This window comes from Litchfieldia stipae (genome assembly GCF_014837155.1).
GTDB lineage: Bacteria > Bacillota > Bacilli > Bacillales > Bacillaceae_L > Litchfieldia.
This window is the reverse complement of the sequence record NZ_JACYHA010000002.1, coordinates 37,766-62,623: the sequence shown is the minus strand read 5'-3', so window position 1 is coordinate 62,623 and position 24,858 is coordinate 37,766. Positions and strand designations below refer to the sequence as shown.

The following is a 24,858-nucleotide window of genomic DNA, read 5'->3' as shown; positions in this document are numbered from 1 at the left end:
ACGTTCAACATAAGGCGGCAATTATCCTTTATTTCATCGAATGAAAGGACCCTCAATTGCCTGAATCATCTCGACTCTATTTCCAAATGGATCCCTAAACTCGAATCGTTGATATCCTGGTATTGGAATTCCTTCAAGGACCTGAATATTATTTTGTTCTAGTACACTTCTCCAATATGACAGATTCTCTACTTGATAGGCTATATGAGCTTTTGTTGTTAAACGATCAAAACCATCCTCTGTCCCAATATGAACTTCACTTTCCCCAACTATTACCCAAAATCCTCCACGATGCTTTAATGAGTCTGGCTTTTCTTTTTCTATTAATCCAAGAAGGTCACAATAAAATTGTTTAGCCGTTTCTTCCGTTCCTTTAGGTATGGTTATCTGAGCATGATGTATCCCAATAATCATAACATCGCCTCCATGTAATTACTTACTTCACTTTTATTGTAATCTCCAAATGAACATAAGTATAATGTCAATATTCAATGTTTTCTGATAAGAATTACTTATTAAAGATTTTCAGCATCAGTATTTTTATAATAAGAATGAAAAAGAGCATCCCTTCTAAGTGAAGAAATGCTCTTTATGCATGAAGCTATTTAGAAATAAGGATACGAACCTCATATTTTTGTAGAGTTAGCTCACCTATAAGGACCTCACCTGTAATAATATCCGTTAGTTGGCTTGGGATAAGAATTTGTTGATCTTCTTCTGTAAAATTCATGACAAATACATAATCTGCTTCTTCACCTTGTCTTGTCTGAACGGAAACACCTTTCTCATGTTTAATATCGACAACAGGGCCTATGTCTAGTTCATCGATGATTTCCTGATAAAAATCACGATGGAATTCATCCTCTAGTCGTGCACCTAAATAATAGGCTTTTCCTTTTCCATAATGATTACTTGTCACAGCAGGAGTATTTTCATAGAAATCCTGCTTATAAACTCCTTCAGCTGTTCCATCCAACATATTTATTATTGTTGCATAGTCATGAACTTCATAAGATTTGCCTTTATAATGAACAGAATTTCGATCCTTTGGATAAAATGTATCTGTCTCAGTCGGTTGAATTCCGAAGACTTCTTGTAAATCTTTTGGCCAACCACCCAAATAAGTTAAGTCATGTTCGTTTACTATTCCACTAATATAGGTCATCACTAGTCTTCCGCCATTAGCAACATACGATTTCATTCGACGAATTGTATCTTCACTCGCCATATATAGCATTGGTACGATTAATAATTTGTAATTAGAGAAATCTTGATCCTTAGTGATAACATCAACAGAAATGTCCTCTTCCCAAAATGGACGGTAGTGTTGCTGTAGAGTTTGTGTATATCGCTTAGTATCAAGTCCGTAACCTTGTGCATCATCTAAAGCCCATTTATTTTCCCAATCATACAGTAAGCCAACATCACTATCTCGATGAGCCCCTACAATCGTAGCGAGCTTTTCTAAAGTTTCACCAACTTCAGCTACATCTTTAAACACACGATTTTCTGGACTATTATCATGATCAACAACCGCCCCATGGAATTTCTCAGATGAGCCACGAGATTTTCTCCATTGGAAATACATAATACTATCAGAACCGTGAGCAACCATTTGCATCGAAGAAAGCAAATGCATCCCAGGACGTTTCGCTTTATTGACCTTATGCCAATTTACAAGGCTCGGTGTGGACTCCATTAACAAAAATGGCTGCTGCTTTAAGGAACGATAGAGATCATTGATAAATCCAACCTTCATTGCTAAATCAGCTGTTGATTCCCAATCATTATGCCACGTGGGATACGCATCCCAGCTTATCACATCGATGTGCTTTGCAATCTTACTGTAGTCAAGTCCTTGGAAGGGGATTAAATCAACAGTGTCTGCCATATAATTGGTTGTAATTGGAATTTCAGGTGTAATCTCTCGTATAGGAACAATTTCATTTTCTATAAAAGATATCGTCTGATCTGTAGCGAATCTTCTCCAATCTAATTTAAGTCCATGAACAGCTCGTTCTCCAATCGGTGAAGGAGATTCAATTTGTGACCAATCAGAAAAAGTATGACTCCAGAAAGGACCCCACCATGCATCATTTAATGCTTTCAAATCATGATTATATGTTTCCTTTAACCATTGCCTAAAAGCATTTTGACAATAATCACAATGACAATCACCACTATATTCATTTGAAATATGCCACAATAAAAGGGCAGGGTGATTCCCATATCTTTCGGCTAACAGACGATTGATTTGCTGTGTTTTTTCTCGGTAAACCGGTGATGTAAAACAATGATTATGACGACCACCATGCAATTGTTTCTGGCGACTAGCATTCACACGAAGCACTTCAGGATATTTCTGTGACATCCATGCTGGACGTGCTCCACTTGGAGTAGATAAAATCACCTTACCACCGATTTGATGGATATTATCAAAGATTTCATCAAGCCATTCAAAATGATAGACACCCTCCTCTGGCTCGAGGGCACTCCATGCAAATATACCAACTGAAAACGTATTTGTATGTGAAAGTTGCATAAATCGTATATCATCAGCTAGTATATCTGGGCGATCTAACCATTGATCAGGGTTATAATCGCCACCATGTAAGAAAAAGTTCGCTTTCGTGACCTGTTTGTTTTTCTTCATCTTCAAATGTCCTCCCTTACGATATAACTTAAATTAGCTCCTTCGTCCTTGTAACTATCCATTTTTGAAGTTTTCTTGTTTCTATACCAGCTAACAGTACAATCCCAATTCCGTGAGTATCATTTAAGATCCAGGTCAAATCATCTTTATAGTAATCTGAAGTGAACGAGTAACCAGAACCTTGACAAACACCATACACATTTCCCGTCTTATCGATTGCATGTTTTGATAATCCTTGCCAGCCCTTATTAACAGAAGTAATATATTTTTCCTGATCTGTTAACCAGCCAGAGCGAATCCCTTTCGAATAGGCATAGATGAACATGGATGTACAGGAGGTTTCCTCATATGATTCTGAAACATTTAGTACCTGATGCCATAATCCATTCTCACCTTGTAGTTTCAGATATCCTTCTGAAAGCTGATTGAAGAACTCAAGAAGCTCAGGACGTTGTTCATGATCCTCTGGTAAGACAGTAAGCAGCTCTGCAAGTGAGAAGATAACCCATCCATTTCCACGTCCCCAAGGAATATGTGTACCCGTATCAAGCTTCAGATTATAGACATGAGACATAATTTGCGATTCTGGCATATAGAGAAACTTTTTATATTGTAGAAATTGATTTACAGAATCATCTATATATAAACGATCTCCGGTTTTTTTATAATATCTCGATAAGAACGGGATACTCATATATAGATCATCACACCAAATCGTATCCTTCATAAAGTCAACATGGGACTCTCGTCTATATAATGTTCCTTCTGGGAGTCTTGCTTGAATATTCTCTATGTAATTTGCAATATCCTTTGCTATTAAATCCCCATCCTTAATCGGTGATAGCTCCATTGCCATCAGCATTGTTGCACCAAAGGAACCACAATCATCTAAGCTATCTATCGCAGATAATTGGTTATTTACTCCTGCAGCTCCGTACTTTTCACGATCCCAGAGTGAGTAGCTATATAGAGATGTGCTCGTTTGAATGTGTTTAATGCAATACTTAACAATGTCGTCTCTTTTCAGTTCAATAGCTGTTTTAAGTAAACCATACAAAGTAACTCCTAATGGATAATCCCATTTCCCAAAAAGTGTATTTTCTAAATATGGACGCACCCAAGTATTCACTTCATCTACACGCCAAAATGTTGGTCCTTGAATACTCTCAATCAATGTATCTACTTGTAGGAGTTCTTCGAAATGGAGATCTTCCGAACGATTAAATGGTCCAGCAAAAAGCCATTCACTTTCTGTCCCTTCAACTTTTACTGGGAGAGAGAGGTACACATCATCACTTATAGGTTGTAACTGAAAACCCCAAGAGCCACCATTACTAGTACTTTTCACAACAAGATCACTATGACCACCAGTGACGTTCACCTTAATTTGATTGTTCGTATCTTTTTCGGTACGAAAAACACAATCCTCGTTCAAGTAAATTTCAATCGGTCCAACTGATGTCACCTGTAATTGGACTTGCTTTTCATCAGCACTTTCATTATGAATAGTAGTCCAGGCGATAGAGGAATAATTTTTGTCAGAACCGAAGAACTTAGATAAATTGTATATTCCATCTTCCAATAAAGCTTCTTGATTAGGAAGCCAATTTATCTCAGTACTATTTTCCGTATCTTCTGTTGGAATCGTATCAAGTGTATGATCTAGTGGTTCTGAAAACAGCCAGCCCTCTTGACCATTCCTCTCATCAGTTGGAGTTAAGAAATGTAGAGGGTGTCTTTTATAGGAACCTGTTCCAGCTATGCCTCCCCAGCCAGACATCGTCTTTTTAAATCTAAGAACGAGATGATTCCACCCTTTTTCTAAAGGTAATGGGAAGATTGTTTTTTTATCTGGATCTAATTCCTCAACAATTGTATTTCGATAAACGATCTCACCGTTCAAGTATAATTGGACAGGACCAAAACAGTTTACCGCAAAGGCAATATCTGTTTTCTTGTCTTGCCAAATTTTTCCCCAAGCATAAACATATTGACCTTCTTGCCCATTAGGGAAATATTCATTTATATTAAAATGATATCGATAATCTTTTAATCTCTTTGGACTTTTATAATGAAAAGCCCTATAAGCGACTGGATGAGGAGGATTATCACCAATATAACGGTTTGCAATCGTTTCCAATACGCCTTCAATATGATCTCGTTGCTTTAAAAAAACACTATCGTTCATATGAATATAACTGTTCATTCTAATCCCTCCATATAATTTAACGCTTGATTGCATGATTTTCATATGTAGCCAGAAATTTCTTCTACTAGAAATAATAGGAGGAGGAATAATACTTATCCTCCTCCTTATTATTTATATTTCTACTTATCTACTCTTATAAGCTTCATTAATTTCTTCGATTAATTTTTGCATGTTTCCATCATTCTTTAATTCTTCTACTAGCTTATCCCATGCAGTAATATCTTCAGTACCAAGAATAATTTTTGTGTTTAAATCTTGAATTTTCTTTCTTAATTCTGGTAAGTACGTAACACCAGTTTCTGAATATAATCCTAGACCAATATTAGCAACACTTGTTTTTGCTCTTTCCGCAGTAATCTCAGTATATAATTTATCTGCTTCTTCTGGGAAGTTCGGTGGGAATTCATACACAGTTGGGTCAGCAACGTTTACAATTTGGTTATAGTCTCCGATTGCGTCTTTTACCATCTGATCTGTATCAATAACTACTTCACCATTTTCAACTGTATGGTGAACACCTTCAATCCCTTGTTTATGATAAACAAATACATCTTCTTCCATCCAATCATTGATCATCCCAAGAATCTTCAACATTTTCTCTTCAGGAACAGATTTTGGAATTGCATTTGTACCAGCAAAACCAGCACCTTTTGGATTATAACCATTAATGCTTGTTAATGGGTAAAAATCAACGAATTCTATATCTGGATTATTTGCAGATAATGCATCGTAATATTCACGAGCTGTTCCAGCCTTCTCACTAATGATCCCTGCTTTTCCAGCCATAAACATTTCTTTTGCCTGACTCACCTGTAATGAAGCAAAATCCTCAGTGATATAACCTTTTTCATAAGCATCTGCAACATATTCTAGGCCTTGACGAGTTTCAGGCAAGAATGCAGTATGAATTAATTCACCATTTTCTTCCTTCCATTCACCATTTACACCTGTGAAACTAGAAACAAAGATACCAAATGCGCCTAAATCTTCATCATTAACATAACCAGTAAATCCAATTGTATCGTTTTGACCATTACCGTCTGGATCATCTTCAGTAAACGCTCTCATAACTTCTAATAGTTCATCAGATGTTGTTGGAACTTCTAATCCTAAATTATCTAACCAATCTTTACGGATAACAAAGAATGCTTCTCCTTCAACTGGTCTTGGACGTGGAATACTGTAACTCTTACCATTAATTGATGTTAACTCCCATGCAATATCTGCAATTCCATTTTTTAGATTTGGAAACTGATCAATGTAAGGAGATACATCCCAGAACGCACCTTGTTCAGCAGCTTTTCTAAATGTAGGACTGAATGGATCAGGTACTAACATTAAATCTGGCATATCTTGTGATGCAAGTAAAACATTGAAACGTTCTGCATAGTTATTTGCTGAAACCCACTCAATATTTAAATTCACACCAGTTGCTTCTTCAATTTTTTGCTCTACTTCATTATCCTTAGAAGGTGGTGTTGGGTTAAAGAAATGACTCATAATTCTAATTGTCTCATCATTTCCACCCGAAGAACTACTAGTACTACTGTTGTCCTTACATGCTGCTAATGTAAAAACTAAAGCTAGTGAGAAAACAGCTAATAATACCTTTTTCATTTAGAATTCCCCCTTGAGTTTGTTATTGCACATTTTTCAACTGTAATTATCCATCTATTATTCTTTAATTGACCCAATCATCACCCCTTTAGCGAAATGTTTTTGTAAGAATGGATAAACTAATAAGATTGGTGCAATTGCTATAATAACAGCGGCCATCTTCAATGTTTGACTTGGTGGTGGCTTAATGAGAGGGTCAACATCCCCTAAGCTACTACCAGAAGAATCTATAAGCATATTTTGAAGCAACACTTGAATAGGCCACTTTGAAGCATCATTTAAAAATAGTAGGGCATTAAAATATTGATTCCAATAACCAACTGCATAGAATAAACCAAACGCTGCAATTGATGGCAAGGATAAAGGTAAGATAATTTTGATCCAAGCCGTTATGTCATTACATCCATCAATTGTTGCAGCTTCAACAAGTGATTCAGGGATACTATCATAGAACCCTTTCATCAGAATAACAAACCAACCACTTGTTAATGAAACCAGGATTACTGCCCACAAACTATTAAGTAAATTTAATTCTTTAATAAGTAAATAGTTTGGAATAATTCCAGGGTTAAAAAGGATTGTGAACAATACTAGCATCAGTATGATCTTTCTTCCTTTAAATTTCTTCCTTGAAAGCGAATAGGCAAATGATGATGAAATAAGCAAACTTAATATCGTTCCGACGATTGTTAAGAATGCACTAACCCCAATCGCATTCATAAATGTATCCGCTGAAAGTAAGTATTTATATGAATCTAATGACCAATTTTCCGGGAATAATACAAATGATTTTGATAAGTATTCCGCTGGCTCAGTAAAAGAAACAATAAACACATAATAGATTGGGAAAAACGTAACGATTCCAACTAAGGATAGAATCAAAATGTTAACGACATTAAAGACTTTTTCTCCTCTTGTTGCAGTATTCATATTTCCTCCTCCTTCCTCTAATAAATACCTTCTTCTCCAAATTTCTTCGCAGTTCTATTTGCTAAAACAACTAATATCAAGCCAATTAAGGATTTAAATAATCCAACGGCTGTACTATAACTAAATTGGCCTTGCTGTACACCGACCCGATATACATACGTATCAAATACTTCCCCTACATTTGATACAGCCCCATTATACATAAGGAATAATTGTTCAAAGCCTGTATCCATAATGCTTCCTAGACGTAAAATAAGAAGAATTAGAATGACATTTCGGATTGCAGGTAAGGTAACATGCCAAATTTGTCTAAATCGGTTCGCACCATCCATTTTTGCTGCTTCATACAACTCTGTATTAACACCCGCAATAGCAGCTAAGAAAATGATCGTTCCCCAACCAGCTTCCTTCCAAATTGCTTGAACGGTTAGAACTACCCAATATACAGCTGGATTTGTTAATAAATCGACTTTGTCGAAATTAAAGTAAACCAATAGCATATTGATAATTCCATCAGATTTTGAAGCCATCATAAATGTTAAAGTAACAATGATAACCCATGATAAAAAGTGCGGCAGATAGACAATCGTTTGAATCGTTTTCTTAAAGTATTGGACACGCACTTCGTTTAACATAATTGCCAAAATAATTGGTAATGGAAAATAGAGTACGATATTTAAAAGACTGATCGCTAGTGTATTACGAAAGATAATCCAAAAGTCTGGTGAATTAAATAGTCTTATAAAGTGATCAAACGCAACCCAAGGACTGTCCGCAAAACCTATAAATGGTGAAAAGTCTTGAAAAGCGATCGTGATCCCCCACATAGGTAAATACTTAAAGATAAGGAAGTAAATCAAGCCTGGAAGGGCAAGCAAATATAGATATTTATCCTTTTTAATTTGTTGCCATAATTTAATTCCCTTTGTTTCTTTAACTGGTTTCTTATTTGGATCTTTGCCCAGAATGGGTTTCTTTTCAATAACAGTATTACTGTAAACGGTTCCATTTTCTAAATCATTTTTAGCATTCATTTCATTTTGACTCTCCTTTCCTTTAATGATGAACAATGTACTTAAAATTGCTGCTTCCTAGTTCTAAATGTAGTATTTATGAACATTTCCAGCAATAATACATTTTTAATTTCAAGAAAATTCGGGCCTTTTACTTTTTTTCTGTGTTTGACTTTTATTGTGAAAGCGCTTAACAACAAGGTTTTACAGCATTTCACTCTTTTTTAAAAAATTATTAAATAATATTTGTTTTTTTCACAACTATCTTCATTGAGAAACAATGGTTCAAAGTGAAATGCACAAATAAACTATAAAAAATACAAAAAGGCTGCCGCAGCAACCTACTAAACTTCACTCTTTGATACAAGTTGATTGAATCTTTAACCGTTGAAGTTCTTCTTCAATTCTAGATGGATCTATCCGCTCAAACAATGGAGCAACGTCTGACAAGTTCTGAGTTTGGACAGAAAATGAGTACCATCCATCATGTTCTATGTTGATCATTTCTTTTACCTTACTACTTGAAAAAGGTAAAAATGGAGTTAGAACATGACTAATATTTGCTATTAAATATAAGCAATCAGCTAAAGTTTGTTTACACGAGTCCTCATCATATTTTAGTTGTTTCCAAGGTTGTTTTTCATCAAAAAATTTATTGCTGAATCTAACTAATTTAAATATTAGTTCTAACGCAAGTTTAAATGACGCACCTTCGATTAAATGCCCCACCTCTACATATAAATGATTGACTTTATCTTGAATACTTTGCGTGATTGTCTTTTCTGGAACTTCGCCTCCAAACGATTTCTCAATAAATTTCAGCGTTCGATTTACAAAATTCCCATACCCTCCTAATAGTTCACTATTATGACTATAGATAAATTCTCTCCAAGAAAAATCAGCATCGCGACTTTCTGGGGCATTAATTGTTAAGAAATATCTAATAGAATCTGGATCATACCTTTTCAAAATATCAGGAACCCATACAGCCCAGTTTTTACTGGTTGATAATTTCTGCTTTTCTAACGTTAGATATTCATTTGAAACAATATATGTTGGTAAAGATGCTTTTCCAAGCCCTAACAGAATAGCTGGCCATATTATTGTGTGGAAGGGAATATTATCTTTTCCGTGTATATAATAAGATTTAGTTGATTCCATCCAAAATCTAGAACTATCATTATTTGTGACGGTTTCCCACAATTTACTTGCAGTATAGTATCCTGATACTGCCTCAATCCAAACATATATTTTTTTACCTTCATATCCCGCTACTGGAATACTTACTCCAATTGACAAATCTCTAGACACTGCTCGATCTTGTAATCCCTCATTCAAATAACGACTTGTAAGCAATATAGCATTTTCTCTCCATTGTCCATTTTTCTCAGCATTTTTCATATAGTTTTCTAACTCTTTTTGAAAAAAGCTTAAACAAAAGTAAAAATGCTCAGTAAATCTTTTTGTAGGTTCTTCTCCACATATTTTGCACTTTCTATCTACCAGCTCATGTGGCTCTAAAATAGTAGCACAAGAATCACATTGATCACCACGAGCTTGCGATTTACAAACAGGACAAATCCCTTCAACATAACGATCTGGTAAAAACTGTTGACACTGTTCACAATATGTTTGTTCTACCTCTTTTATATATATCAGCTTTTTTTCAAGTAAGTCCAAAAATATCTCTTGCACAATCTTATGGTGGTGTTCTGTATCTGTTCTTGTATAGAGATCATATGAAAATCCTAACCTTAAAAAACATTCTTCAAATTCTTTATGATATTGATCCGCGATTACCTGTGTAGAGACACCATCTTGTTTCGCTCGAACTGTGATAGGCGTTCCATTACAGTCACTACCAGAGACATATAGCACCTTCTCTCCTTTCAATCGATAATATCTAGCTAGTATATCCCCAGGTAATAAACTAGAAATATGACCTAAATGCAAGGAGCCATTCGCATATGCCCAAGCTCCCCCAATAAAAATGTTCATCATTTATTTCCCTCCTGAAATGTGTAATGAAAAAAACAAAAAACCCCGCTCTTAACTGAATCGTTAAGGGCGAGGTTTGAATTCCACACGGTACCACCTTAAATTTGCAAATAGTTCACACCATTTGCCTCTGCAAGTACGGAGTATTTATTATACTCTTATACTGTGACATTGATAACGAGTGCCAAAACTCGTCGTATCCTACTAATACAAATAAGTACGTTCAGTACGAAGCTCAGAGACCATTTTTCAAATGACTGTTTTTGCTTCTTTTCAGCTACCGAAGCTCTCTGTTGAAAAACATGATCACCTTACTTTTTCTCTTCAACGCTTTTGAGTAAATAATTACCATAAGTTTATTTACTTTTATTTGATCTGTCAATATGTATTTCTAATTTAACTCTACTCCTGTTCAACACCAACAAAAGGAAGGTTATGCTCGACCATTTTCTCTTGCAGTCTCCAATAGTTAGCATTGAAATTAGTATCTCTCTTAAAAGCTATGCTTTCTCCGTCAGAGAAATTAACTTTAATAGTATAACCCTTTCCGTTTTCATTAGGAATTGATTGGAGTTCATTGACTTCGCTCCATGAATAAGATTTTTCTTCAAACGTCTTCAATTCACTCCAAGCGATATGATTATCTGACATCAATTGATAATTGTTCACAGATAGAACAATAACAATTAATCCAGCAATAAATAAAAGAATGCTAGGAATAATCGCTTTTTTCCAGAAAAAATAGATAAGAAGAGAAGCAATAGCCCAGCATGCAATGGTTACGAAATACAATTTGATTACGACAGATGGAGTTTGAATAAACCAAGTACTTGTTGTTCTATACATGATATCTTGTAAAACCATAGGTAGAAAAAAGAAACTAATTCCTCCAAATAAAACAATGACAAGTGCACTAGTTAAATAGTATTGTTTTTTCTCAATTGATATCATAAGTCTCCTCCTATTTATTATTTAATTAAAGGTAAGTACGCTATATGCTGTAAAGGGTTATGTAATTTTAATAATATACGGTTTAGCTCACTTTAAAGTTTCATATTTTTTCAATTTAATGAATAATAGAAAAATAACAGTAACTCTATACAAAAAATGCAGGTTTGCCAACAGTTTAGCTAACCTTCATTTTTTGTATATGAGCTATTTTAGTCACCTCAAAATCCTCCCCAATTTCATTCATATCCTTTTGACAAATCTATAGCCTGTTATTTCATAGCCAAGAGTTTTATAGAGTTCATGAGCCTTCACTCTATTGTCATTTATCCCGCTAAGTAAATAAATAAAAGTCGCTCCACTTCTTATTGACCAATCTTCAACAAACTTCAGCAATGTAGTCGCAATTCCTTGACCTCGATATTCCTTCTTCGTAACGACAGAGGTGATTTGCACCTTTAAATTATTACTTGTATAAGTAGAATGTAGTGTGATTCCTACCATGCCTACAACAGCTTCACCTTTAACCGAAACAAACGTTCGGTAATTAGGGTTAGACTCCATTCTCTCCATTCTAGCTCTCATATCCTTCAGTGAAGAAGGATAACCAAGGTCAGCGATCAACTCCGTTAGGGACAGAATATCCTTCGAATGATATTCTCGTAATTCCAAAAAGACTCCCCTCCATTTCTATCATCTAACACTTTGTTTCCTAACAATCAATCCGACGGAAAATAAACCAAATAGCCCTATACATTTCATTATAATATTGCCTAGTTGACCTAACTGATCAATGGCCACAGATATTAAAAGAATGCTTAATACACTAATTGGAATCACTAGGAACCATTTCATCTCTTTATCCTCCTCAACTATCTTCACCTTATTAGGAAAAAACGATTCTTATAAAGTTCTATAAAACGACAAATCATTCCTTCTTTTTCCAATAAAATAAATTATCTGAAATTTATTTAAATGGATTTACACCAATCCTTATAAACAACATACATATGGGTTAGATGCTTATTAAAATGAGGTGAAGAATTAATGGTTTCATATATGGATTATACGGATCCCTCTACACAATTTACTTTTGACGTAAATACGAATCCTTTGTTCAAAAAAGATAACAAAAACTACATTAATTTATTGGGTATTAAGCAATTAAATACGCTAGAAAATGTTTCTCTTCTCGATATTTTCCTTAGTAAAAATAATGTTGTCGAACCACATTATCACCAAAATGCTGCTGAGCTCGTTTATTGCATTTCTGGAACTGCGACTGTTTCAATTTTGAATCCTTTCTCCAAACAAGTACTTAACTACACCATTACACCTGGTCAAGTAGCAAATGTTCCTCAAGGTTGGTGGCATTATGAAGTAGCGTTAGTGGATAACACTCATCTATTAGCTATTTTCAATGCTCCTACTCCAGAAGTCATTCTGGGATCGGATTTATTGAAATTTACCCCAGCTAATATCATGGCACATACCTATTGTCTCGATGAAAAACAGTGGAAAAATGCTATATCACATGTTAAACCTACAACTTATATAGGTCCTTATAAGGATTGCGAGAAAGAAGCAGGGCAACCGACATATCAACCTAGAAATCAATCACATCAAATAAACCAATATCCACAGCACTACCCACATTCACCATACGCACACCAGTATCGTTATTATTAAGAAAACGGTTGTATGAGCCAATTGTTCTCAGATTGAAACTAAAAAACTAGGCCTCTCATAATTTAGTGTTGAGGCCTAGTTTCTTTTTTAGAACTATATAGTATTTCCTTTTTTCTTTGCATCAGCATCCATTCCAGCTCCAAGCGCTACTCCCAAACTCATGCCTATTGGAATACCTAATGCGATGTTATCAAATATCACTAATCCAAAAACAAGCCCTAAACTTATTCCTAAAGACAAATAAATTGCCAGATAATGTCCTTCAGGTACCAATTGATGTTTCTTTTGAAAATGAGAAACGACTAGATTAATCATTTGTTTATGCTGTTTGATTTCACTCTCTTCAATTTGTTCCAGATTGTCGCTTAGTTTTTCAACATGATTCTTTAATTCTATTAACTGTTGCTGGCATTCATGACAATTCGTTGAAAAGGTCCCTAACCTCTCAACAATCCGTTCACATTTATCTATTTCGAGTTTCGTTATCAAATCCTTACTAACCGAACTCCTTATTTCATTTAGTAGAACTTTAACTGATTCCACTTGTTTTTCCAACTCGATTACCTCCTAGTTGTTAAGCACGAATCCATTTCCAAATTTCTTTTGGAGTTGCATTTTTCCCATACATTAAGATACCTGTTTTGAAGATTTTTCCTGCTAACTTCATAAATAACCATATACTCACTACCAGGATCACTAGTGAAATAATGATTTCAAGCCATGGCCAGCTATCTAATAAAGTTAAGCGTAATAATAGAACACCAGGGGTGGCAAATGGAATGTAGGTACCAATTTGAGCAAATATACCGCTTGGATCCCCCACAATCGGACCAATAAATACAAATGGGAGAAATGGAAGCATCATGACCATTCCTTGAAAGTTCCCAGCTGTTGTCATATCTGCCATTGTAGCACCGACTCCTACAAACAGCGCTGCATATAGAAAATACCCCAAAATAGCAATAACTATATATAGAAGAAGCTCTGGAACCAATAAATATTCAAATAATGGGAGATCTAGCTTCCAAAGAGCAATTGGAATACCGAATCCAAGAAATACTATAGCTTGAACCATTCCTAAACCAAAATATCCTATAATTTTCCCTTGCATGAGTTCTCCAGGTGTAAGTGATGAAAGGATAATTTCAGCCACTTTATCTTTCTTTTCTTGAGAGGCACTTTGAAAGATATACATCCCTGAGAAAACAATGGATAAGAGGATGATACCTGCAAATGCACCTGGTACAGCTCTCTTTATTAAATCTTCACCTACTGAAGGCGACACTTTTTCTTCCTCAACCGACACTTCATCCACAGCTGCTTCTTCAAAAACCATTCCTTTTGACACAGCTACCAATTCTTCATCAGTTAACCCTAATTGCTTCATTTGTAAAGACTTCAAAGGGGTTTCTAACATTTGAACTTGGTTCATAAAGAATGGGTTCATGTCTTCACTAGAATAAACAGTGAACATTCCAGTTTCAAAAGAAGAAGTATCAAAAAGGATAAATGCAGTATTTTCCATTTCTGTCAATTCTTCAATCACTGCTTCTACTGCATTATTAGTAGGTTCTATCTCTAAATTTAATTGATGACTTGTAACAGTTTCTTCCAAAGCATCCATTACACCAATCTCGTCTTTGATAAGAACTAGTGTCGCAGGTTCTTCTCCATCTGAATCTCCAAAGAGGGTTCCGATAAACATAAACCCTAAGAATAGTAATGGTGTCAAAAATAATCCTATAATGAAGGATTTATTCTTCAAATTTCGTTTCATTTCCCATTTAGCCACTTTTAATGAGTTACGCATTGTCTTAAGCCCCCTCCTTTAAGATATTTTTATCTGTTGCAATATCAATGAATATCTCGTGAAGTGAGATGCGATCAATGGATAACTCATTAATTTCCAATGAGTCTGGTAATTTCTTGATCCAAGACGCTACATTCACGTCCTTTGATAAAAATAAAGTAATAGAATCATCCTTTTGTTCTACCCTTTGCACATCTTCAAGCTCTGCCAAATCTTCTACTTTATTTCTTCCTTTTATTGTACACTTGAAATTTGCATACTCCTTCTTCACTTCATCCATCGTACCGTATATAACCTTTTGCCCACGATGGATTAAGAACAATCGATCACACATTTCTTCTACTAAATTCATTTGATGAGACGAAAGTAGAATCGCTGTACCATTGGCTGCCAGTTTACGTATTTCTTGTTTAAATAACTCCTGACTTACTGGATCCAGACCTGAAAAAGGTTCATCAAGAATTAAAAACTCTGGCTCATGTAGAATCGACGCAATAAATTGGACCTTCTGCCCCATCCCTTTTGACAATTCTTCGATAGAAGACTTCTCCTTTCCTTCAAGACCAAATATCTTAAGATAGGAAAGCGCCCGCTCCTTTGCTTTTTTAATTGGATAATCCTTCAAATCCGCTAAATACAAAAGGATATCCATCACCTTAACATTTTTGTAAAGACCTCTTTCTTCAGGTAGATATCCAATTTTATTACGTGGAATTTCTGTCTTCCCTTGAAATGTTACCTTGCCCTCATCAGGATACATAATTCCCATAATATTACGTATAGTTGTTGACTTCCCCGCTCCATTTGGACCAAGAATAGCCATGATTTCCCCCTTATTTACTTTAAAAGAAATATCTTTTAATACCTGAGTGTCTTTAAATGATTTCTTCAAATGTTCGACTTCTAAAAAAGTTTCCAAATTTATTCCCCCTTACTTGATTCCTATATACAAAAATGCACATAACTCTTTTACGAAAAGCTATTAAAAAAGTTTCAAATAATTTCCTATTAGAATGATAAGAAAAAAAATCATGGAAAGCTAGACCTGCTTTCACATGATTTCAAATGCAATTCATTATTCAGCAAGAAAACTATAAACCGAAAGTGGCTTCATTTCACTTACTCTATGAAATTCCTCTAACATTTTCACCTCTGATAAAATAAGGTCCTTAAGTTTTACTGGGATATTCGTGATAAGACTAAGTTCATTATGAACATCCTCTAAAACTTTATCGACTTCCCACATACCATCATGTAAATCCGGTGAATCGATTGTTGTATCCTTTTTTATTTGCCAGCCAGCTTCTTCTACAATTTCTCTCACATCACTCGGAGTCACCAAGGTTCTAACATTAGAATCACTGTCTTCCTTAAATGCTTCATATTGTGCCTGGATTAGAATTGATAATAGATGCGGATATTGCTCAGTTGACTTAATCTGTGTATTCCATTCAGCAAAGCATAATTGCTTTCCCCATGTTCTCACCTTTTTCATGATGTCTAGTAGCTCACTTCGTGACTTCGTGTACCAAGAACAATGGGCAAAAACAATATAATCGAATGAATGTTCCTTGAAGTCTATCTCAGCTGATAAAATGTTAGTATTAAAATCAATCTTTATCTGTTTTCCAACTTTTGATTTCAATAAGTATTCCGCAGACTCGCCGAGTGTAATTGGACTACCATAAGTCGGTGAACCTATATCAATTCCGTGAACAAGACCATTTTCTCCGGTATAAGTAGCAAGAACAGCGGTTGTATCTCCCTGTCCACAGCCAATTTCAAGAATGTTACTACCTTCTTTTATCCCCCAGAAATCGACAAGCTTTATACGATGCTTCGTTTGAATCAGCTGAACATCATATGAAACCTTACTTGTAGCCATATAGTCAACAATTTCCTTTATTTCTAGTTCAGTCATGGAATCACTTTCCTTTATTTGAAAAATGTACACTCGATATTAAACACGAATGTTTTTGTGAGAGCCGTCACAATTGGGTTGTTTATTCGATAAGCCACAAGTGCAATCCTTTAAGCCCTTTCCATCAAGAATTTGCTGCGTGTACTTTTCAATTCTTGATATTCTAGTTTTTGGCTGCTTTGCTTGAGAAAAATAGTGAATGTAACCTTTTTGCCTTCCTGGAGTTAATCCTTCAAAAGCTGTCTTTAAAGAAGGATTTTCTTCAAATTTTTCTAGTAATTCCTTAGGTATGATATATTCTGTTTTATCTTTCAACTTTACTTCCAATCCAGCCTTTTCAATGTCTATAGCTTCTTGAATGTATGATTTTAATACAGGTTCCAATTTTTGTATTTCTGCATAATTTGTGAATCGAATCTGGCGTGCTGACTGAACATTCTCTGTTTGTTGTATAAGAATACTGTTCGGATCCTTTAACAAGGCACCTTTGTGAAATAGGAATGCACAATATTCTTTAAACCCATGAATTAAAACAATGTTTTTGCCATTCAACGTGTAGCAAGGATGCATCCACTTAAATTCCTCAGTCAATCCAAAGTCAAGAACGATTTTTCTTAGTAGTTCGAATTCTTCTTTCCACATTGTAGTCTTAGTCATAAATTCTTCAACTTTAGGATTCATTATATGATTAGTCATTTAAGACCACTCTTTCTCTATTTAATATATTCATTTGAAAGTTGATTCTCATTGCACATACATTCAATCAAAAATAAAGTCTTATATTTAGATGAATAAACCCCTATAGTACATAAGAGAATTAGTTTATACTACATTTTAGCACATTCTAGATAAAAGAAAGAGGGACATGTATGAAAATTGAATCACCGAAAATACAACATGAATTACCATTTAAACATTTCAACGATATATTCTATGAAGAGGAAACTGAGCTTGAATTATGTCAAATCAACGATTCTAGCTTTGAGAATGAAGTATTACCAAGAGTTCGATTATATAAAGTCATTTTGAAGAACTGCAAATTTAATCATACAGACTTTTCTAGTATGGATTTGACTGATGTGATCTTTGATAACTGTGATTTTTCGAATGTGAAAATGAGAGATTCCTCTATCCATAGAGTTGAATTTGTAAATTGTAAATTAGTAGGGGTAGATTTTACAAAGTCTAGTTTCGGAAATGTCCTTTTTGACCAATCCTTGCTAAACTTATCTGCCTTTGGAACCTCGAAATTAGAAAAAGTAAAGTTCGAGAATACTTCATTAGAAAGTGCTGACTTTTTTGAATGTAAATTTAAGAAGGTTGAATTTATATCATGCAATATTGACAATGTAAATTTTGAACGTACTCCACTTAAAGGGATTGACATTAGTTCATCTACGTTCAAATCTCTTATTGTTTCTTTATCCGACCTAAAGGGTTGTAAAGTATCTAGCTACCAAGCTATACAATTTGCTTCCCTACTCGGATTAGAAATTATTGATTAAATCGTCTTCTCCCTAACAGCCTGAAAATACTCTGTATTCAGTTGGTTTCTCTAGTTTCAACAAAATACTTTCTATTTTCAGGCTTCAAGTTAACCTAGAGATAACGTCATAATATAGTCAATTTGTTCTTCATCGCCCATATAAAAAGAGTGGGATCCTGTTTTGACAAACCCCATTTTCTTATAAAATGCAATCGCATTCTCATTTTTTTCCCATACTCCTAGCCAGATGTTCTTTTTATCTCGTTTAATTGCTATCTCCATGGCTATATTTATTAAATACTTACCAAGTCCCTCTTTTTGAAATTTCGTTTTTATGTAAATTCTTTCAACCTCAAGGGATTCATTCCCCATTTGTTCAGATTGTGCATTATCCGTGTTTACCTTTAAGTAACCAGCAATTTCATTATTAAAATAAACGCAATAGAAATCAGAAGAAATCGTACTCAATTCTTTTTCTAATTGGTCTAAATTAAATGCCTTATCTAAATAGGCTTTCATATTTTCTGGTGAATTCTGATTCTTAAATGTATCGTTAAAAGTTTCATAACTAATTTCTTGAAGCACAAGTAAATCATCTAATGAACATTTTTCCATTTTTATATTCATGTTTACATATCCTCTCGATTGAATAATCAATAACGTGTTTTTTAAATCATCATATTTTGATTTATCTCTTCATTTCTTTTTCAAACCCTCGACCTATACACCAACCTATACTACAGAGAAAACCATTAAAAGGTATGTGTAGTCATTTCGATACAAACAATAATAAATCCTTTAATTAAGATAATGTTCTTAGACTCCTATTTACATATTTATTTATGTCTGTTATAGTTTTTATAGAACAGTATTTGTTATAGTTCTCATAGAACAGGAGGTACTTATTTGATTATCCTCGATCCTGAATCATCTATTCCATTATACCTACAACTGCAAACTCAGCTTATTGAATCCATCGTTCGTGGTGATTTATCGACAGGAGATACATTACCTTCTGTACGTAAATTAGCAGCTGATTTAGGAATTAACATGCACACAGTAAATAAAAGCTATCATGAACTCGAGTCAAAGGAAATCATTGAAATTGTTCATAAAAAAGGGGCTGTTATTATTGCAGATAAAGAAACAGCTGCTTCAAAAAAACAGCGTGAAGACATTACAGTAGAATTGAGACCTGTTGTTGCAGAGGCACTCGTACACGGTATGAAGAAAGAAGAAATCCAAGAGCTAATCTCAAATATTATGTTAAAAATGAAGGAGGATTAAAGTAAATGGAATTCATCATTATGTTAATAACCATTTTATTTGTAAGTGTGTTTCAAATCTTTATTCCATTTTTTGTGAAACGAAGTGTTGTATTTGGGGTCACCATTCCCTATGAACAAGCAAAGCATCCCCAAATCATGCAGTACAAAAAAAGGTATGCCGCTATCACTTCAATTATTGCCCTTATTTCTATTGGAGGATTCTTCCTATGGAACCAAGTAGGAGCTGTTGATGAAAGACAGCTTGCGCTAACAGGGATGATGCTTCTTATATGTACAATACTAATTGGTTTTTTACTTTATTTATATTTTCATACTAAAATGTTTCAGCTCAAAAACAAGCAAAACTGGTTTGGAAAAGTAAAGCAGGTTCATTATACAGAATTATCTATACGCTCAAAAGATGAAATGCTATCATCCATTGTCCATCTTATTCCAGTCGTGATCTCAGTTGGAATCATCTTTTTGACAGCCATTTCTTATGATCAATTACCTGGGAAGATTCCTACACATTGGGGACCAGATGGTATAGCAGATGCGTTTAGTGACAAGAGCTGGATCGTTGCACTGAACTTACCATTAGTGTTAATCATTATGCAGCTAATGTTCTTTTTTATTAACTATTTTACAAAACGTTCTGGTATTAAAATCAATGCCGGTAATGTCACATCATCGAAACTTCGTCAGCTTCGTTTGCGTAAATATACTAGTTGGTTCTTATTTATAGTAAATATATTGATCACTCTTTTATTTTCGGTATTACAGTTAAACCTACTCTATGAAAACATTATTAATCAACTTGTCTTAATCATTGTTCCAATCGGCTTTTTAGTAATTGTCTTAGCTGGCTCCATATGGTTAGCGATAAAGGTTGGTAGCGTGGATTCTGATTTTGAAGGAAAGAATATCATAGATGTGACACAATCTGGACATCTACAGGTTGAGGGAGTAGACGAAGATCAATATTGGAAAGCTGGCGTATTTTATTTTAACCGTAATGATTCTTCTGTCTTTGTAGAAAAACGCTTTGGAATTGGATATACGATAAATTTTGCTAATCCAATCGCCTATTTGGTTATCGTTGTTCCTGTAGTTTTGATGATCATTGTTCCATTTTTTCTATAAAGAAATCCAGCATTACAAAAGACACGTAGTCCTTTTAGAGCATTACGTGTCTTTTGATAGCTCCATTTAAGTGAACATTTAGCTAATTTATTTAGACCACTTCGATTAAGTCAGTATATATTTCAGCAAAATATTCTTCTAAATATCCTTCCAGCTTTCCTTCAAGATTGTAGTATTCGTTATCGGCTTTTTCAATGACATGATAAAACTTTTCTTCATCAATTTCCTCATTTTCAAGTGCCACATACAAATCCCACATTTCTTGACCATACTTCTTCTCAATTGCTGCATAATCGTTCGCACCGTTTTTTTCAAGAATATCTATTATTCTAGATAGATATTGCTGTATACCTACTTCCCTTATAAACGATTCAAGCCATCTGTATAAGCTTTCATGTCCACCACTTTCAAGCTCTGAATAATATTGATAAACTAGTATAGCTTCATTTAAACTGTTCATTTCTGTTGTTAATTCATGGTCAGTTAACACATCTATTACAGCATTCCATATATCCGCTTTATTTAGTAAATCGTTCTTATTCATTGTTGGCTTCAACACAATCCCTCCAGTTACTATATATAATATTAATCATTGATGATCAAACATATAATCCCTTTTCTTAAGTGAAATATTCAATACAAGACCAATCCCTATCATACTAGCAAGGACTGAGCTTCCACCATAGCTTAATAATAAAAGTGGAATTCCCGTAATCGGAAGCAAACCAGTGACCATTCCTATGTTTTGAAAGACATGGAATGAAAAGAGGCTGAAAACACCTATACTTACACACAGCTCAAACGTATTTCTATTAGAATACATCGCAATCACAATCATACGATAAATCATCAAGAAATAAAGACTAACAATAATACAAGCTCCCCAAAACCCGAATTCTTCTCCTACAATTGAAAAGATAAAGTCTGAATGTGCCTCAGGGATATAAACATTACTATTATAATAGCCCTTCCCTTCAATTCCTCCAGAGCCAATTGCTAATATCGATTGTGCCAATTGATAGCCGATTCCCTTTGCATTACCAAATGGGTCTAACCACGAGTAGATGCGATTCAGCTGATAGTCATCGAAAAATTGTAATAGTAGATTAGGATTCTGTAAAAATATGAAAACAAGAGCCGCAACAAGGGTTAAAGCAAATGAGACAAGAATAAAAATAATCCTCCAATTGATCCCCGATATAAACGTAATTCCTATAACTATGATGACCATCACTAATGATGAACCAAAATCATTTTGTAGCAATACAAGAACGATCGGAACGGAAGAGATAATACCTATTTTCACCAACAGAAATAGATCCTGTTTAATATCGAAACTATATCTTGATTTCTGATGTTTATCAATAACATATGAAAGCATGAGGATTAGAAATATCTTCATGAATTCTGACGGTTGGAGTGAACCGAAGCCAGGTACTATAAACCATGATTTAGCTCCATTTCGAATTGGAGCGATTGATTCTGGTGCAACAAGGATAGCAATTAACAACAATACTCCTATACAATAAAGAATCGGAGTAATCTTGCTAATTTGTTCAAAATCAAAGAACATCAAAAAAATCACAATTACACAGCCAACCCCAAACCATATGAGTTGCTTCATCACAAAATTCTCATCGTATTGAGAATATTTCTGTGCACTTGCAATAGCAATCAAGCTACAAATCATTAGCAGGAAAGTAAAGAAAATTAAGCTATAATCAAAATAACTTTTATTAGGGCTAGAATCTGACATTCCATCACCATTCTCTATTTAATAGGCTGTTTTCGTATAATTGTTGCTTTTAATACCCGCAGCCTGAATACACTCCGCGTCCTGTGGGGACACACGCATCCCACGGGAGTCCCCCGTGTATTCAGGCTGTTAGAAATTTCATTCTCAATATTTCATCTCAAAACAACAACAAACTTTGAGAAAACAGCCATTTAATAAAATACAACCATTTTTTACATGTCTCTTTACATATTTTAGAACATTTTAAATATTTTTACCACAAAATAAAAAACGGTTCTATTATTCAAGGGGGAATCTAAAAAAGCCTCACCTGTTTTGGGAGACTTTTAAAATGGATTATCCATTATTGTTTCCATCAACGATCTTTAGTTTCTCTAATAAATACTGAAAGCCAAATAATAAATAAACTTTATAGTGTAGGTAAAGAAAAAACTGCCAATTACTTAATCGATTTAAACCTACAATTTTCCACTTCTTAAATATATTAATGAAAACAAATGCAAAGAGCCCATCTGCTATCGCATTTAGTAACACAAATTTTTTAAAGCTACCTTTTGAAACTTTAAGTAACCACATTGAAAGAGGCATATACGGACCAACACTAAATGGAAGCTCGTCCTTTAAAAAAGACCTAGGCTTATCGTAAAACTTCCACCATTTCTTTTGTTTCCCATACATATGATTGATAATCTCAAAAATAATAATAAAAACTCCAGATATAGAATAACGTTTGAAACTGCGTTTGCCCATAAACAAGGTTGTTAACCAAGGAATGATGACTAATACTTGATTAAAAATTGAGTGCCTTCTTGATGCCATTTCTTACACCTCTTACCACTTTATTTTTATCCTTTTTATCGTGTCCAAGTTTTTCAAAAAAACTCATCCTTATCAAGAAATAAAAGCAATTTTGTGTATAAAAGATGTTGTACCACTCAACAAAGATTGATATGATTATATTTATTGTTTTTTAGCATAACTATCTACTTCTAGAAGGAGCACAACTTACTTTATGCAAAATAAAATATCGTTTTCAACCTATGCCATTATTGGTACGATGCTATTTGGAATGTTTTTTGGTGCTGGTAATTTAATTTTCCCTATCCAGATGGGTCAGCTTGCAGGTACAAATTTTTGGCCAGCTCTTATCGGATTCTTAGTGACAGCCATTGGATTACCTTTTATTGGAATATTAGCGATTGGATTAACTGGAAGCAATGGACTTAGAGATTTAGCAAGTCGAGTTCATCCAGTGTTTGGTATAAGCTTCTCAGTTGTCCTATACTTGACAATAGGACCTTTTTTCGCCATTCCACGGACAGCGACTGTTCCCTTTGTAGTCGGATTTGAGCCGTTTATCGATCCAGAGCAGGTAACTCTATGGCTTGCGATTTTTAGTTTTCTATTTTTTGTAATTGTATATTATTTTTCACTTAATCCTGCAAAAATCATGGACTATATCGGTAAATATTTAACACCTGCTTTCCTATTGTTTTTATTCTTTTTAATTGGAATTGCATTAATTAAACCTATGGGACAGTTCGGAGAACCAGTTGGAGATTATTCTCATTTAGCATTTATGACAGGGTTCAAAGAAGGCTATAACACTATGGACGCCCTTGCCTCACTTGCATTTGGAATTGTCGTCATAAATGCCATAAAAAGACAAGGGATTACTGATAAAAAAGCAATTTCAGCTGCTACATTGAAATCTGGAATTTTCGCTATGGGCTTAATGATGTTAATCTATGGTCTTATCACATATATGGGAGCATCGAGTGTAACAGCAATAGACTCATTTGAAAATGGTGGTCTTATTTTCGCTGCAGTTTCAGGCCATTATTTTGGATCATTTGGTGCGATCCTATTAGGAATTATTATTGTCCTTGCTTGTTTAAAAACGAGTATCGGCCTTATTACAGCATGTAGTGAATTTTTTCATCATATATTGCCACAGATAAGCTATAAAATGTTCGTTTTCATTTTGTGCTTAGTTTCATTTACAATTGCAAACGTTGGTTTAAATAATATCATTCAATTTGCAATCCCTGTTTTAATGTTCTTATATCCACTTGCCATTGTTCTGATCTTAACAGCACTATGTTCACCTTTGTTTGGTAATAAGCAAGCTGTTTATGCTGCTTCAATGATTCTAACCTTCTTTGTCAGCATTATTGATGGCTATAGTGCATTAGTTAATAGCCTACCAGGAGCATCAGTTTTAATACTTGAAGCCGTCCTAGAATTTTACGCGAACTATTTACCTTTTTACCACATTGGTCTTGGTTGGATTTTACCTGCGATCATTGGTGCACTTATTGGTGTTATATGGCCAACTACAAAGAGTCAATTCCAAAAAGCTTAATAAATGTTATTAGCCTCAGTATTTTTACTGAGGTCTTATTATATTTATAAGT

At 34.4% G+C, this 24,858-nt stretch carries 24 protein-coding genes and 1 other annotated feature; of the genes, 5 read left to right on the top strand and 19 right to left on the bottom strand.

The annotated features are described in order from the left end of the window. Positions 1–33: 33 nt before the first annotated feature. From F7888_RS02510 to F7888_RS02465, 10 genes are all read right to left on the bottom strand, one after another. Positions 34–414, bottom strand: a complete 381-nt coding sequence (locus F7888_RS02510; protein ID WP_191776906.1) for a VOC family protein — start codon at positions 412–414, stop codon at positions 34–36. A 187-nt stretch (positions 415–601) separates the two neighbouring features. After that, positions 602–2,659 carry a beta-galactosidase gene (locus tag F7888_RS02505; protein ID WP_412095975.1) on the bottom strand — a complete coding sequence of 686 codons (2,058 nt, stop codon included), beginning with the start codon at positions 2,657–2,659 and terminating at the stop codon, positions 602–604. 22 nt (positions 2,660–2,681) lie between these two features. Next, positions 2,682–4,859, bottom strand: a complete 2,178-nt coding sequence (locus F7888_RS02500; protein ID WP_225228567.1) for a glycoside hydrolase family 88/105 protein — start codon at positions 4,857–4,859, stop codon at positions 2,682–2,684. 126 nt (positions 4,860–4,985) lie between these two features. Continuing rightward, a complete protein-coding gene (locus F7888_RS02495; RefSeq protein ID WP_191776904.1) occupies positions 4,986–6,479 on the bottom strand; it encodes an extracellular solute-binding protein in 1,494 nt (497 codons plus the stop codon). A 57-nt stretch (positions 6,480–6,536) separates the two neighbouring features. Next, on the bottom strand, positions 6,537–7,409 hold the full coding sequence (locus F7888_RS02490) for a carbohydrate ABC transporter permease (protein ID WP_191776903.1): 873 nt from the start codon (positions 7,407–7,409) through the stop codon (positions 6,537–6,539). Positions 7,410–7,426: 17 nt separating this feature from the next. Then, positions 7,427–8,443, bottom strand: a complete 1,017-nt coding sequence (locus F7888_RS02485; RefSeq protein ID WP_191776902.1) for an ABC transporter permease — start codon at positions 8,441–8,443, stop codon at positions 7,427–7,429. Between the two features lie 330 nt (positions 8,444–8,773). Beyond that, on the bottom strand, positions 8,774–10,420 hold the full coding sequence (metG, locus tag F7888_RS02480) for a methionine--tRNA ligase (RefSeq protein WP_191777434.1): 1,647 nt from the start codon (positions 10,418–10,420) through the stop codon (positions 8,774–8,776). A 62-nt stretch (positions 10,421–10,482) separates the two neighbouring features. Beyond that, positions 10,483–10,757, bottom strand: a binding site (T-box leader). Between the two features lie 65 nt (positions 10,758–10,822). After that, on the bottom strand, positions 10,823–11,371 hold the full coding sequence (locus tag F7888_RS02475; protein WP_191776900.1) for a hypothetical protein: 549 nt from the start codon (positions 11,369–11,371) through the stop codon (positions 10,823–10,825). 240 nt (positions 11,372–11,611) lie between these two features. Continuing rightward, positions 11,612–12,040, bottom strand: a complete 429-nt coding sequence (locus tag F7888_RS02470) for a GNAT family N-acetyltransferase (RefSeq protein ID WP_191776898.1) — start codon at positions 12,038–12,040, stop codon at positions 11,612–11,614. Between the two features lie 21 nt (positions 12,041–12,061). Then, positions 12,062–12,223, bottom strand: coding sequence for a hypothetical protein (locus F7888_RS02465; protein ID WP_191776896.1), 162 nt, complete (start codon positions 12,221–12,223; stop codon positions 12,062–12,064). Between the two features lie 192 nt (positions 12,224–12,415). On the opposite strand from F7888_RS02465, the gene F7888_RS02460 reads away from it, so the two are divergent. Beyond that, entirely contained in the window at positions 12,416–13,057 is a 642-nt protein-coding gene (locus F7888_RS02460) for a cupin domain-containing protein (RefSeq protein ID WP_191776894.1), read from the top strand. Positions 13,058–13,150: 93 nt separating this feature from the next. Here the strand turns inward: F7888_RS02460 and F7888_RS22445 are convergent, their stop codons facing one another. The 5 genes from F7888_RS22445 to F7888_RS02435 all read right to left on the bottom strand — a co-directional run bounded on the left by F7888_RS22445 (position 13,151) and on the right by F7888_RS02435 (position 17,484). Next, positions 13,151–13,612 (bottom strand): hypothetical protein, encoded by a 462-nt coding sequence (locus F7888_RS22445; RefSeq protein ID WP_225228566.1) that lies wholly within the window; start codon positions 13,610–13,612, stop codon positions 13,151–13,153. Positions 13,613–13,631: 19 nt separating this feature from the next. After that, positions 13,632–14,867: an ABC transporter permease gene (locus F7888_RS02450; protein ID WP_191776892.1), complete on the bottom strand. Its 1,236-nt coding sequence runs from the start codon at positions 14,865–14,867 to the stop codon at positions 13,632–13,634. Positions 14,868–14,871: 4 nt separating this feature from the next. Further along, positions 14,872–15,786 (bottom strand): ABC transporter ATP-binding protein, encoded by a 915-nt coding sequence (locus F7888_RS02445; protein WP_191776889.1) that lies wholly within the window; start codon positions 15,784–15,786, stop codon positions 14,872–14,874. Positions 15,787–15,942: 156 nt separating this feature from the next. After that, a complete protein-coding gene (locus F7888_RS02440) occupies positions 15,943–16,788 on the bottom strand; it encodes a class I SAM-dependent methyltransferase (protein WP_191776887.1) in 846 nt (281 codons plus the stop codon). Positions 16,789–16,827: 39 nt separating this feature from the next. Continuing rightward, positions 16,828–17,484 (bottom strand): DUF1801 domain-containing protein, encoded by a 657-nt coding sequence (locus F7888_RS02435; RefSeq protein WP_191776885.1) that lies wholly within the window; start codon positions 17,482–17,484, stop codon positions 16,828–16,830. 173 nt (positions 17,485–17,657) lie between these two features. On the opposite strand from F7888_RS02435, the gene F7888_RS02430 reads away from it, so the two are divergent. Beyond that, positions 17,658–18,293 (top strand): pentapeptide repeat-containing protein, encoded by a 636-nt coding sequence (locus F7888_RS02430; RefSeq protein WP_191776883.1) that lies wholly within the window; start codon positions 17,658–17,660, stop codon positions 18,291–18,293. An 89-nt stretch (positions 18,294–18,382) separates the two neighbouring features. Here F7888_RS02430 and F7888_RS02425 read toward each other — a convergent pair whose 3' ends face one another. Continuing rightward, complete coding sequence (locus F7888_RS02425) at positions 18,383–18,901, bottom strand: GNAT family N-acetyltransferase (protein WP_191776881.1); 519 nt, start codon at positions 18,899–18,901, stop codon at positions 18,383–18,385. Between the two features lie 279 nt (positions 18,902–19,180). Here F7888_RS02425 and F7888_RS02420 point away from each other — a divergent pair, with 279 nt between their 5' ends. Together F7888_RS02420 and F7888_RS02415 are read left to right on the top strand one after the other, a co-directional pair. Further along, complete coding sequence (locus F7888_RS02420) at positions 19,181–19,561, top strand: GntR family transcriptional regulator (protein ID WP_191776879.1); 381 nt, start codon at positions 19,181–19,183, stop codon at positions 19,559–19,561. Positions 19,562–19,566: 5 nt separating this feature from the next. Next, a complete protein-coding gene (locus F7888_RS02415) occupies positions 19,567–20,685 on the top strand; it encodes a DUF1648 domain-containing protein (protein WP_191776877.1) in 1,119 nt (372 codons plus the stop codon). A 91-nt stretch (positions 20,686–20,776) separates the two neighbouring features. On the opposite strand, the gene F7888_RS02410 is transcribed toward F7888_RS02415, so the two are convergent. From F7888_RS02410 to F7888_RS02400, 3 genes are all read right to left on the bottom strand, one after another. Then, on the bottom strand, positions 20,777–21,241 hold the full coding sequence (locus tag F7888_RS02410; protein ID WP_191776875.1) for a DMP19 family protein: 465 nt from the start codon (positions 21,239–21,241) through the stop codon (positions 20,777–20,779). A 33-nt stretch (positions 21,242–21,274) separates the two neighbouring features. Then, positions 21,275–22,441: an FtsW/RodA/SpoVE family cell cycle protein gene (locus F7888_RS02405; RefSeq protein WP_191776873.1), complete on the bottom strand. Its 1,167-nt coding sequence runs from the start codon at positions 22,439–22,441 to the stop codon at positions 21,275–21,277. A gap of 336 nt (positions 22,442–22,777) precedes the next feature. Beyond that, the gene (locus F7888_RS02400; RefSeq protein WP_191776871.1) at positions 22,778–23,260 is read right to left on the bottom strand and encodes a hypothetical protein; all 483 of its coding nucleotides are present in this window, start codon (positions 23,258–23,260) and stop codon (positions 22,778–22,780) included. 193 nt (positions 23,261–23,453) lie between these two features. Between F7888_RS02400 and brnQ the strand changes: the two genes are divergently transcribed. Next, on the top strand, positions 23,454–24,806 hold the full coding sequence (gene brnQ / locus F7888_RS02395; RefSeq protein WP_191776869.1) for a branched-chain amino acid transport system II carrier protein: 1,353 nt from the start codon (positions 23,454–23,456) through the stop codon (positions 24,804–24,806). The last annotated feature ends 52 nt before the right edge of the window (positions 24,807–24,858 follow it).

Bases quoted from the DNA above. Each gene is read 5' to 3' on its own strand.
- F7888_RS02510 (WP_191776906.1), bottom strand. From the start codon at position 414: ATGATTATTGGGATACATCATGCTCAGATAACCATACCTAAAGGAACG.
- F7888_RS02500 (WP_225228567.1), bottom strand. From the start codon at position 4,859: ATGAACAGTTATATTCATATGAACGATAGTGTTTTTTTAAAGCAACGA.
- F7888_RS02495 (WP_191776904.1), bottom strand. From the start codon at position 6,479: ATGAAAAAGGTATTATTAGCTGTTTTCTCACTAGCTTTAGTTTTTACA.
- F7888_RS02490 (WP_191776903.1), bottom strand. From the start codon at position 7,409: ATGAATACTGCAACAAGAGGAGAAAAAGTCTTTAATGTCGTTAACATT.
- F7888_RS02485 (WP_191776902.1), bottom strand. From the start codon at position 8,443: ATGAATGCTAAAAATGATTTAGAAAATGGAACCGTTTACAGTAATACT.
- metG (WP_191777434.1), bottom strand. From the start codon at position 10,420: ATGAACATTTTTATTGGGGGAGCTTGGGCATATGCGAATGGCTCCTTG.
- F7888_RS02475 (WP_191776900.1), bottom strand. From the start codon at position 11,371: ATGATATCAATTGAGAAAAAACAATACTATTTAACTAGTGCACTTGTC.
- F7888_RS02465 (WP_191776896.1), bottom strand. From the start codon at position 12,223: ATGAAATGGTTCCTAGTGATTCCAATTAGTGTATTAAGCATTCTTTTA.
- F7888_RS02460 (WP_191776894.1), top strand. From the start codon at position 12,416: ATGGTTTCATATATGGATTATACGGATCCCTCTACACAATTTACTTTT.
- F7888_RS02450 (WP_191776892.1), bottom strand. From the start codon at position 14,867: ATGCGTAACTCATTAAAAGTGGCTAAATGGGAAATGAAACGAAATTTG.
- F7888_RS02440 (WP_191776887.1), bottom strand. From the start codon at position 16,788: ATGACTGAACTAGAAATAAAGGAAATTGTTGACTATATGGCTACAAGT.
- F7888_RS02435 (WP_191776885.1), bottom strand. From the start codon at position 17,484: ATGACTAATCATATAATGAATCCTAAAGTTGAAGAATTTATGACTAAG.
- F7888_RS02430 (WP_191776883.1), top strand. From the start codon at position 17,658: ATGAAAATTGAATCACCGAAAATACAACATGAATTACCATTTAAACAT.
- F7888_RS02425 (WP_191776881.1), bottom strand. From the start codon at position 18,901: ATGAATATAAAAATGGAAAAATGTTCATTAGATGATTTACTTGTGCTT.
- F7888_RS02415 (WP_191776877.1), top strand. From the start codon at position 19,567: ATGGAATTCATCATTATGTTAATAACCATTTTATTTGTAAGTGTGTTT.
- F7888_RS02405 (WP_191776873.1), bottom strand. From the start codon at position 22,441: ATGTCAGATTCTAGCCCTAATAAAAGTTATTTTGATTATAGCTTAATT.
- F7888_RS02400 (WP_191776871.1), bottom strand. From the start codon at position 23,260: ATGGCATCAAGAAGGCACTCAATTTTTAATCAAGTATTAGTCATCATT.
- brnQ (WP_191776869.1), top strand. From the start codon at position 23,454: ATGCAAAATAAAATATCGTTTTCAACCTATGCCATTATTGGTACGATG.